Raw genomic sequence first — 9,986 nt, forward strand, 5'->3', positions numbered from 1 at the left:
CGGGCCAGCGCCGCGGCCCGGTCGGCCCGTGCGGCGGCGTCGGCGTGCCGACCGCGGTCGTAGGCGGCCGCGGCGGCGACCGTCATGACCGCGGCGTGCAGGCGCATCCAGTCCAGCGCGGCCCGCCCGCGCAGCCGGTGCCGGCGCGGCACCGCCCGCGTCGTCCGCTCCAACTCGGCGAGGGCGGCGGCGGTGACCGCGAGCTCGGTCGTCTCGTAGGCGGCCACGGCCGCATCGAGCGCGGCGGAGCAGACCTCGTGCAACGCCGCGGCGTCGGCGCCCCCGGTGCCGGCGAGATCGGCGAGATCGGCGTCGAGAGTCATCGAGCCCACCGCGAGGCCGGTGGCGACAAGGACAGCCCTTCTGTCCGATCCGTGTGCTGGCTCGGGCACGACGGCACCCTTCGTGGCTCGGCGGGAATGATCACACCGCGCCCCGGCAACGGGAGACGGCGACGGGCGGCGACCTGGCATCGGGCCACCGGGGTTAACCCGGCAGCCTGGCCGGTCGAACGACAGGTCCCGGTCCCCATGGCAGCCTCCCTCGCATCCCTTGACCAGCGTGCCTGCATCGGTCCCGCCCGGTGTTCGCCCGACCGCCCGACCAGGAGGTGGTGAGCGGCGGGCGATCGGGTACGTGCGGGCCCGATCTGTGGGCCTGATACCCCGGCGGATGGCCGCCTGCTGGGCGTTCCCGGCCCGGTGAATTCAGTACTGAAGTCCGCGCTCGAAGATATCCTTTCCGCGCCGCACACGCGTGCCTTCGCCGCCTCGTGACATGTGGGCCAGATCTCCTGACGGATTGGTCTGAGCGCGGTGACGGCGGCCTGCGTGCATGGATGAGCACGTCGCCTGCGGCCTGGATTGTCCGCGGTGCGTGCGTCGGTTGGCCAATGGTTCCCGATGCTTCGCTGTATGTTTCGCCGCGATGACGCCACGACATTGCATGTTTCAGGCGGGTGATTTCAGACTGCCGACTACGTGGTCTCAGCCACGTTGTTGTCATCAGACAGCGGACGGTACCGAGAATTCCGCGATGGCGAGGCCGGGCGGACGGTCGTGCCGTCCCGTTGTCACGGAGCGTCAGTAGGAGGCTGGGGCGGTCGAAGCCGGACACGGCCGCCGGCGAGGGGGAGCGACCGGCGGTGGACGCCGGTCGGCGCCGGGCGGGGACTCCCGTCGAACGGACACGCAGGACCGCAAGATCGGTTCGTCGGTGGCGTGGGCGAGGGTCCCGGTAAGGTGAACGGCATGCCCGCCGACCTGTCCGAGGAGATCAAACAGCTCGATGCCACGCTGAGCGGCATCGAGTCCGTGCTTGACCTGGACGCGCTGCGCCGCCGCGCCGAGGAGCTCGAGCAGCAGGCGGCGGACCCGGACCTGTGGTCCGACCAGGATCGGGCGCAGGCGGTCACCCGGCGGCTGTCCTCGACGAAGGGTGATATAGCCCGGGTCGAGGGGCTGCGCGCCCGCCTGGATGACATCGGCGCCGCCGTCGAGCTCGGTGACGATGACCTGCTTGCCGAGGTTGCCACCAACCTGCCCGGCCTCACGGTGGACATCTCCGCGCTCGAGGTCCGCACGCTGCTGTCCGGCGAGTACGACGAGCGGGATGCGATCGTCCAGCTCTCGGCCGGCGCCGGCGGCGTCGACGCGGCGGACTGGACGGCGATGCTGCTGCGGATGTACCTGCGCTGGGCCGAGCGGCACGGCTACCCCACCGAGGTCTTCGACACCTCGGAGGCGGAGGAGGCGGGGCTCAAGTCGGCGACCTTTCAGGTCAAGGCCCCCTATGCCTACGGCACGTTGCGCAGCGAGCACGGAGTGCACCGGCTGGTGCGCATCTCTCCGTTCGACAACCAGAATCGCCGGCAGACCTCGTTCGCCGGCGTCGAGGTCACTCCGGTCGTCGAGCTCTCCGATCACGTCGACATCGACGACAAGGAACTGCGGATCGACATCTTCCGGTCCTCCGGCCCGGGCGGCCAGGGGGTCAACACGACCGACTCCGCGGTGCGGATCACCCATCTCGCCACCGGCATCGTGGTCACCTGCCAGAACGAGCGCAGCCAGCTGCAGAACAAGGCGGCGGCGATGATCGTCCTTCAGGCGAAACTGCTCGAGCGGCGCCGGGCCGAGGAGGCCGCGGAAAAGGCGCGGATCACCGGCGGTCCGCAGGACGTTTCCTTCGGCTCGCAGATCCGTAACTACGTGCTGCATCCGTACCAGCTCGTCAAGGATCTACGGACCGAGACCGAGACGTCCAACACGGGCGGCGTTCTCGACGGCGAACTCGATACGTTCATCGATGCCGAGATCCGCTGGCGCCGCTCCGCCGAGCGCTCGGCGTGACGGCTTCGGCCCGTGAGTGTGCACTCCGGCCCTCGGTCGGCCGGATCTCCGACGGGGTGCTATCTCGTTTTTCACGGTGAATTCACCCGGGAACGGGCGAGGAATTCTGCGATGTATCGATGGGCGACGGCCGCTCTTGGCCTTCGGCACGGCCCGGCCGGCCTGGCCGTGCCGACGGGTTACCCGGAACGTAGGACGCGCCGTCGTCCGGGGTAGCCGGAGCGGCGGAGGACCGAAGTCACTGGTACCGCGGGCTCGGCGAATCGGCCAGCGGCGACCGGGCGATCGATAATTGCTGCCGTTTCCGGCGACGGGCGGTATCGGCCGTGACCATCCGGTGAATATCACGTCCGCACCTGACCGGCGATGCGATCGAACGCCGACTCCGCCAGGGTGGCTGCCGCGCGGCGTATCTGCTGACGCATCGGGCGGGCCGGGCGGACCGGGCGGACCATTGGCACGCCCAGTATGCGCGTGTAGAGTCCCGGAGTAGTCCGCGCACCGTTCGATGTTTAAACTTCGCTTGCTCCGGCCGGTTCGTGCGCTGCGGCGTCCGATGGAACCCTGATGGGAACTACGTTCGTGTCACCCCGTTGTCCACGATTGCGTCCCGTCGTCGCGGAGGGAGTGCGGCCCGTGTCCCCCCAGTCATGCACACATCGGCATATGCAGGGAAAGAATCAACCCAATCCTGGCATAGTCTGCGCCGCGCCGGGCAGGGAGTGATGGTGACCACCATGGCGACCGCGCTGCCCGGAGCCGAGGCCGGCCTGTCCGAGGACGCGCTGCGGATCCCTCTGCCTGTTCTCATGTACCACAGCGTCGGTGACTCGGTAAGCGCCGACTTTCGGCGCTGGGAAGTACCGCCCGGTGCGTTTGCCGAGCAGCTCGGGGCGCTGGCCGCGAACGGCTACCACCTCACCAGCCTCACCGACGCGCTGGCGCATCCCGAGCGGCGCCAGGTGGCCATCACCTTCGACGACGGCTTCGAGGATTTCGTCACCACCGCGCTGCCCGCTCTGCAAACGGTCGGCGCCAGCGCCACCCTCTACGTCCCCACCGCCTACGCCGGTCGGCGTGCCTCCTGGCTGGACGGGTACAGCGAGCGCAACCTGCCCCTGCTGGACTGGCCTGATCTCGCCGCACTTGCCGGCGAGGGGGTTGAGCTCGGCTCGCACGGGCATCGCCATCTGGAGCTGGACGTCGTGCCGACGGCACTGGCCCGCTACGACGTGACCGCCAGCCGGCGGGCCATCGAGGACAACACCGGTCGCAGCCCGGACAGTTTCTCCTACCCGTTCGGATATCACTGCGCCGCGGTGCGTGGCGTCGTCGCCGCAGCCGGGTTCTGCTCCGCCTGCGAGATCGGCTACCGCCTGCATCAGCCGACCCGGTCACGGTTCGCGATCAGCCGGCTGGTCGTGGAACCCACCGCCGGGGCGGTCGAAATCCTGCGGTTGGTTGCCCAGGGCCACCGGGATGCCCTCGCCAGTGCCCGGCGCAGCCTTCGCTCGGGCTGGCGGGCCTACCGCGCGGCCCGCTGGCGTCTCGGCCGCGGCGCCTGAGCTGGCGACGCGCCCGGGCTCCGGCACCGGTGCTCCCGGCGGCCGCGCACCCGGGCGGGTTGTGATGCGTGCGGGCGGTTGACCCCGCATGCGCTGGTCAGGCCGCACACTGGAGTTGGCCCCCCGCTCTGATGGCCGGTGGGCCGCACGAGCCAGGTCGGGGTGAGGAGCCAGGCAGGCTGCGGCGAGACCTGGCGGGCCGAAGCGGAGGTGACCGGCGTTGGACGGGTCGATCGGCGGGTGGGTGGCGCTGGTCGGCGGCGGCCCCGGAAGGGCGGATCTGATCACGGTCCGTGGGCTGCGGCTGCTGCAGATCGCGGATGTCGTCGTCGTCGACCGGCTGGCGCCCCGGGAGTTGCTGACCGAGACCCGGCCAGGGACCGAGATCATCGACGCCGGCAAGGCACCGCACGGCCACAACCTCACTCAGGACGAGATCAATGCCGTGCTCGTCGACCGCGCCTCGCGCGGGTTCGGGGTGGTGCGGCTCAAGGGCGGCGACCCGTTCGTCTTCGGGCGCGGCGGTGAGGAAGCTCTGGCCTGCGCCGCCGCCGGCCTGCCCTGCGAGATCGTCCCCGGCGTGACCAGCGCCGTCGCGGTTCCGGCGCTCGCCGGCATTCCGGTCACCCATCGTGGTGTCACCCAGGACGTCACGATCGTCAGCGGGCATGTCGACCCGTCCCATCCGGGTTCCACCATCGACTGGGGCGCACTCGCCGCCGGCCCGGGCACCATCGTCGTGCTGATGGGCGTCGCGGCGCTCGCCGGAGTCAGCCGGGAGCTGCTCAAACGCGGCCGTCCCGCGGACACGCCGAGCGCGGTGATCCACGCCGGTGGAACGCCGGCGGAGACCGTCGTCACCGGACCGCTGTCCGACATCGCCCGCCTTGCCGCCGACGCCGGCATCGCCTCTCCCGCCGTCATCGTCCTCGGCGAGGTGGTCGCCCTGCGCGAGCGTCTTCTCGAGGGCCACCGTGCCGCCCGCGCGGCACACCCGCAGCGTTAGGCGCCGCCTGGCGCCAGGGCATCCAGCGCCTGGGTACTCAGCGTGAGGGCGCTGCGGGCAGGGAAAGGATGCGGTCGTCGCCGGGACGGGGTTGGCCGCGGCCATCGGTGTTGTTGGTGACGATCCACACCGTGCCGTCCGGGGCGTTGACCGCGGCGCGCAGCCGGCCCGCGGTGGCCGACCCCGACAGCACCGCCCGGGGCTGGCCCTGGACACCGGCCCCGGCGAGGGTGACCTCCCACAGCCGCTGCCCCTTGAGTGCGGCGACGTGGAGCGTGGAGCCGCGGATCGCGATCCCGCTCGGGGAGGCCTCGGCTGTTGTCCACGTGACCAGGGGGTTGCGGAAACGGCCGCCGTCGGTGTCGCCCGTTCCCTCGACGACGGGCCAGCCGTAGTTCGCGCCCGGCGTGATCAGATTGATCTCGTCGAACCGGTCCTGGCCGAACTCGGAGGCCCACAGCCGGCCCTGCGCGTCCCAGGCGAGGCCCTGGACGTTGCGGTGACCCAGGCTGTAGACCAGCGAGCCGGGAAATGGATTGTCCGCTGGGACGCTGCCATCTGGGCGCATCCGCAGGATCTTGCCGTTCAGGCGCTCGCGGTTCTGCGCGAGACCGCGGTTGCCGGTGTCCCCGACGCCCGCGTACAGCATGCCGTCCGGGCCGAATCGGATCCGCCCGCCATTGTGGACCACGCCATCGGCGAGGCCGGTGAGGATCGGCGTCGGCGCCGAGGCCGTGACTGTGCTGGCAGCGGAGCTGGCGCTGGCACCGGTCAGACGAAAGCGAACGATGCGGTTGTCGGTGGCGGTCGTGTAGTAGGCGTACACGTACCGGTCGGACGCGAAGGTCGGGGAGACAGCCAGGCCCAGCAGCCCCGACTCACCACGGTGCACCACCCCGGGCAGCGTCACCAGCACGCTCGGCCGGTCGCCGCCCCGCGGCAGCCGCAGGATCCGGCCGCTGTCCCGCTCGCTGATCAACGCGTCGCCCGAGGGCAGGAACGCCACGTCCCAGGGTGCGTCGAGCCCGTCGACCACCGTCCGCACCCCGTTGGCCCCGGCGGTGCCGCCCTGCGCGCCCGGGGATGCCGTCCGGCCCCCGGAGGAGGTGAGGCTGGCGGCTGCAGGGCGGACGGCGGGAGCTCCACCGGAGCTCGAGGCGGAGCAGCCGGCCAGGACGAGCGTGACCGCCGCCGCGCACAGCACGGACAACTGCCGCCCGGACAAAGCCCGGCTCAGGTCGCGTGCCGGACCGCCAGAGCCGCGAGGACCATGACGATCACGAGAATCGCGAGCAGGAGCTGCGGGGACGGTGGGGTGGAGTTACGCCGTAGGTACTCCCGGGACGCTCGGCAGGTCGGGCACCGGCCCTCGATCACCAGCCCCGAGCAGCACGCGCAGACCAGGTCTTCGCTGCCCATGGAGCCTCCTTACCCACCGCGGCACCAGTCCGCACCCGGGGATACGTCAAACGACTCGCCAGGAAGGTTCGTTCCGCGCTGGGCCATCGTCGCGCTGGGCCACCTGGGTCCACGGTACGCCCGCGCGAGGTCATCCGAGGAGCTCTGCGCCAGTCGGCAGCCCGACGCATCGGGCCGATGGCCTCGATGGCCTCGATGGCATCGATGGCGCAGACCAGCCTCGCGGCTGGCGCGGGCGGCGCGCCCGCGCGGCGAGGCTCCCGTCACGCTCTACCATCTCCGCTACGGAAAGTGCGCAAATTTGTGCTCAAAGTAAGGAGGGGTGTGGTGATCGTCCTGGATGCGGTGAGCAAGTGGTATCCCAGCGGCCTGCGTCCCGCCCTGTCCGACGTCAGCGCCGAGATCGCCGCGGGGGAGTTCGTCTTCCTCGTCGGCCCATCCGGTTCGGGCAAGTCGACCCTGCTGCGGCTGCTGCTGCGCGAGGAACGGGCGTCCGGCGGGCAGGTCGTCGTCGCCGGGCAGGACGTCGCGCGGATCCCCGACCGGCGGGTCCCGCGCCTGCGCCGCACCGTCGGCTGCGTGTTCCAGGACTACCGGCTGCTGCCGAACCGGACGGTCGCGGCCAACGTCGCCTTCGCGCTGGACGTCATCGGACGGCCCCGCCACGTGGTGCGCAGCGTCGTCCCCGAGGCACTGGATCTCGTGGGCCTGGGGGAGAAGGCACAGAGCTACCCCGATGAGCTCTCCGGCGGAGAGCAGCAGCGGGTGGCGATCGCGCGGGCCTTCGTCGGACGCCCGCGGGTCCTGCTCGCCGACGAACCGACCGGCAACCTCGACCCCGCCACCAGCATCGAGATCATGCACCTGCTGGACGCCGTCCATCAGGCCGGTACCACCGTCATCATGGCCACCCACAACGCAGCCCTGGTCGACGCGATGCGCCGTCGGGTCCTGGAACTGGCCGACGGCATCCTTGTCCGGGACGAGGCCGGCGGACGCTACGACACCGCCTCCCTGCCCCTCCCGCCGCAGCCCGCCCCGCAGCCCGCCCCGCAGCCCAGTCCGTGGGCGCCCGCGCCCCGCGGGCCGGTGGGCTGATGCGCCCGGGACCACTGGCCTCGCTGTGGTGGACGGGACTGCGCCGCAACCTGGCGATGACTGCCGCGGTGATCGTCACGATCGCGATCTGCCTGGCGATGCTCGGTGCCGGCCTGCTGCTGCGCGCCCAGGTGCACACGATCGACCACTATCTGCTCGGCCAGCTCGAGGTCGTCGTCGATCTCACCGACGACACCACGTCCGCCCAGCGCGCCGCGCTCGAGGACCAGATGCGCCGCGACCCGGCGATCACCGCCGTCCGGTACGAGAGCAAGCAACAGGTCTTCGACCGTTTCCGGCGTGACTTCCGGGGCTCCCCGGACGTCGTCGCCGGGGTCGGCCCGGGTGACCTTCCCGCCGCACTGCGCCTGACCCTCGCCGACCCCCGAGCATCCGGCGACGTGGTCATCACCTACACCGGTCTGGACGGGGTTGAGGCCGTCCGCGACCAGCGTGCCCTGCTCCAACCGCTCTATCGTTTCCTCGACGCCTTCACCATCGGCGCGTTCACGCTCGCCGCGGTCCAGGCCGTGGCCTCGTTTGCCCTGATCTACACGATGATCCGCATCTCGGCGTACGGCCGGCGCCGGGAGACGGCGATCATGCGGTTGGTCGGCGCGTCCAACGGGGCGATCCGGGCGCCGTTCGTGCTGGAGAGCGCGGTCGCGGGTGTGGTGGGCGGCCTGTGCGCCGCGGGTCTGCTGGTCGCCGCGAAGGCTTTTCTGGTGGACGGCCAGTTCACCCGCCAGTCCGCGTTCCCGCTGTTCGGTTGGCCGGCCGTGTGGACGTCCGCCGCCGCGGTCCTGGTCGCGGGCCTGCTCGCCTCCGCCGCCATGGCGTCCGTCGCACTGCGCCGCCATCTGCGGGTCTGACCGCGCCAGTATGCCGGTGGATGATGGGGCCAGCGGGCGCTTCGGCATGATGTCGGTGGCGGGTGCGTTGCACGGTACGGGCGACCACGGGCCATCGGGCATCCCCCGCATGATCGATAGGATGGGTCGTCGGGCAGGCAGGGAGAAGGGGCGCAGACGGTGCCGAGGGAGCAGGGGCGCAAGGCCATCGCGCAGAACAAACGCGCCCGGCACGACTACGACATCCTCGACACGTACGAGGCCGGTCTGGTCCTGCGTGGCACCGAGGTGAAGGCGCTGCGGGCCGGCCGGGCGTCGCTCGTCGACGGGTTCGCCCAGATCACCGAGGGCGAGGCCTGGCTGCACAACGTGCACATCCCCGAGTACACCGAGGGCACCTGGACGAACCACGCCCCCCGGCGCAAGCGCAAGATGCTGCTGCACCGCGCGGAGATCGAGAAGCTCGTCGGCAAAACCCAGGAGGGCGGCCTCACCCTCGTCCCGCTGGCCTTGTACTGGAAGGATGGCCGGGCCAAGGTCGAGATCGCCCTCGCGCGCGGCCGCAAGGCCTACGACAAGCGCCACGCCCTCGCCGAACGGGACGCCGCCCGCGAGGTCAGCCGCGAGATGGGCCGCCGCGTCAAGGGCCGCTACAGCTGAGCGTGAGCAGCGTCGACGCTGAGAGTGCTCGCCTCGCCCAGCTCGAGGCCCTGCTGACACCGGCGGGAGCAGCCGCCCTGGCAGTGGCCTGTGCCGTGTACGCCGAAGCGGATCGGTCCAGGTCGGCTGGCCTGGCGGGTACGGCCGGCCGGGAGCTGGCCGTCGGCGCGCGCCTTCGGGCCGACGGCGTGCCGGTGGACCTGGTCGCGGCCGCGTTCACCCAGGCCGAGCTGCGCCAGCGGGCCGGCGCGAAGTTCCGGCTCGCCGACCGGATGTTCTTCACCCGTGCCGGCCTGGAACAGGCGTCCTCCCAGCCGGCCGCCGAACACCGCGCCGCACGGTTCGCGGGCCTGCGTCGCCTGGTCGACCTGTGCACCGGCATCGGCGGCGACGCCCAGGCGCTGGCCGGGTCCGGGTCGGGGTCCGGGTCGGGGTCGGGGTCGGGCTCCGACGAGTGCGACCGTGAGGTTCTGCTGGTCGACCGCGACCCGGTCCATCTACGGATGGCCGCGTTCAACGCGGCGCTTGGCGGTGCGGCGGCGCGGATCGGGGCGCGGCTCGCGGACGTGCGTGACGTCGACCTCGCCGGGTTCGACGGGGCGTTCGTCGACCCGGCGCGGCGGGCCGGGGACCGGCGGCTGGGGTCGGCCGCCGGTGAGCCCCCGTTGCGGTGGTGCTTCGGCCTCGCGGACCGGGTCAACGCGGTGGCGGTCAAAGCCGCTCCGGGGATCGACCTCGCGCGGGTGCCCGCCGGCTGGGAGATCGAGTTCGTCGCCGACGGCCGCGACCTCAAGGAGTCCGTCCTGTTCTCCCCGGCACTGGCCCGCGCCCGGCGCCGCGCGACGGTCCTGCACGCCGTGCCATCCACCTCCCTGCCCGGCAGCCACGCCGAGCCGGACGGTTCCGCGGAACCAGGGGATAGCCCCCGGCCAAGCGGGTGCGCGGCCCCCCCCCCCGCCGGCCCCCGCGCCCGGTGCGGCGCCCCCCGCGGGAACCGGGGGGGGGCCGGGGCGCCGGTGGGGGGGGCGGGCCCCCC

General features: G+C 72.0%; 9 protein-coding genes and 1 pseudogene. 7 read left to right on the plus strand and 3 right to left on the minus strand.

The window, feature by feature from the left end; genetic code table 11:
• Positions 1-323: pseudogene (locus MXD95_RS06530) on the minus strand (hypothetical protein); the annotation flags it as partial.
• Positions 324-1,250: 927 nt separating this feature from the next.
• Between MXD95_RS06530 and prfB the strand changes: the two are divergent.
• From prfB to cobA, 3 genes are all read left to right on the plus strand, one after another.
• Positions 1,251-2,351, plus strand: coding sequence for a peptide chain release factor 2 (gene prfB, locus MXD95_RS06535; RefSeq protein WP_250639637.1), 1,101 nt, complete (start codon positions 1,251-1,253; stop codon positions 2,349-2,351).
• Positions 2,352-3,088: 737 nt separating this feature from the next.
• Positions 3,089-3,916, plus strand: a complete 828-nt coding sequence (locus tag MXD95_RS06540) for a polysaccharide deacetylase family protein (RefSeq protein ID WP_251077916.1) — start codon at positions 3,089-3,091, stop codon at positions 3,914-3,916.
• A 220-nt stretch (positions 3,917-4,136) separates the two neighbouring features.
• Entirely contained in the window at positions 4,137-4,922 is a 786-nt protein-coding gene (cobA, locus tag MXD95_RS06545; RefSeq protein WP_250639639.1) for a uroporphyrinogen-III C-methyltransferase, read from the plus strand.
• A 37-nt stretch (positions 4,923-4,959) separates the two neighbouring features.
• Here the strand turns inward: cobA and MXD95_RS06550 are convergent, their stop codons facing one another.
• Positions 4,960-6,147 (minus strand): PQQ-dependent sugar dehydrogenase, encoded by a 1,188-nt coding sequence (locus tag MXD95_RS06550; protein ID WP_250639640.1) that lies wholly within the window; start codon positions 6,145-6,147, stop codon positions 4,960-4,962.
• A gap of 8 nt (positions 6,148-6,155) precedes the next feature.
• Positions 6,156-6,341 (minus strand): hypothetical protein, encoded by a 186-nt coding sequence (locus MXD95_RS06555; RefSeq protein ID WP_250639641.1) that lies wholly within the window; start codon positions 6,339-6,341, stop codon positions 6,156-6,158.
• A 327-nt stretch (positions 6,342-6,668) separates the two neighbouring features.
• On the opposite strand from MXD95_RS06555, the gene ftsE reads away from it, so the two are divergent.
• The 4 genes from ftsE to MXD95_RS06575 form a co-directional block, all read left to right on the plus strand.
• Positions 6,669-7,439 (plus strand): cell division ATP-binding protein FtsE, encoded by a 771-nt coding sequence (gene ftsE / locus MXD95_RS06560; RefSeq protein WP_250639642.1) that lies wholly within the window; start codon positions 6,669-6,671, stop codon positions 7,437-7,439.
• Positions 7,439-8,311: a permease-like cell division protein FtsX gene (gene ftsX / locus MXD95_RS06565; RefSeq protein WP_250639643.1), complete on the plus strand. Its 873-nt coding sequence runs from the start codon at positions 7,439-7,441 to the stop codon at positions 8,309-8,311. Before ftsE ends, ftsX begins: the two co-directional genes overlap by 1 nt.
• Positions 8,312-8,470: 159 nt before the next feature.
• On the plus strand, positions 8,471-8,950 hold the full coding sequence (gene smpB, locus MXD95_RS06570) for an SsrA-binding protein SmpB (RefSeq protein ID WP_250639644.1): 480 nt from the start codon (positions 8,471-8,473) through the stop codon (positions 8,948-8,950).
• A 2-nt stretch (positions 8,951-8,952) separates the two neighbouring features.
• Positions 8,953-9,986, plus strand: a 1,034-nt coding sequence (locus MXD95_RS06575) for a DUF8688 domain-containing protein (RefSeq protein WP_518455326.1), incomplete at its 3' end; no start/stop codon positions are given.

The sequence above is a fragment of the Frankia sp. AiPa1 genome (genome assembly GCF_023243075.1).
Lineage (GTDB): Bacteria > Actinomycetota > Actinomycetes > Frankiales > Frankiaceae > Frankia.

Coding starts and splice junctions, on each gene's coding strand:
- prfB (WP_250639637.1), top strand. CDS start 1,251: ATGCCCGCCGACCTGTCCGAGGAGATCAAACAGCTCGATGCCACGCTG.
- MXD95_RS06540 (WP_251077916.1), top strand. CDS start 3,089: ATGGCGACCGCGCTGCCCGGAGCCGAGGCCGGCCTGTCCGAGGACGCG.
- MXD95_RS06555 (WP_250639641.1), bottom strand. CDS start 6,341: ATGGGCAGCGAAGACCTGGTCTGCGCGTGCTGCTCGGGGCTGGTGATC.
- ftsX (WP_250639643.1), top strand. CDS start 7,439: ATGCGCCCGGGACCACTGGCCTCGCTGTGGTGGACGGGACTGCGCCGC.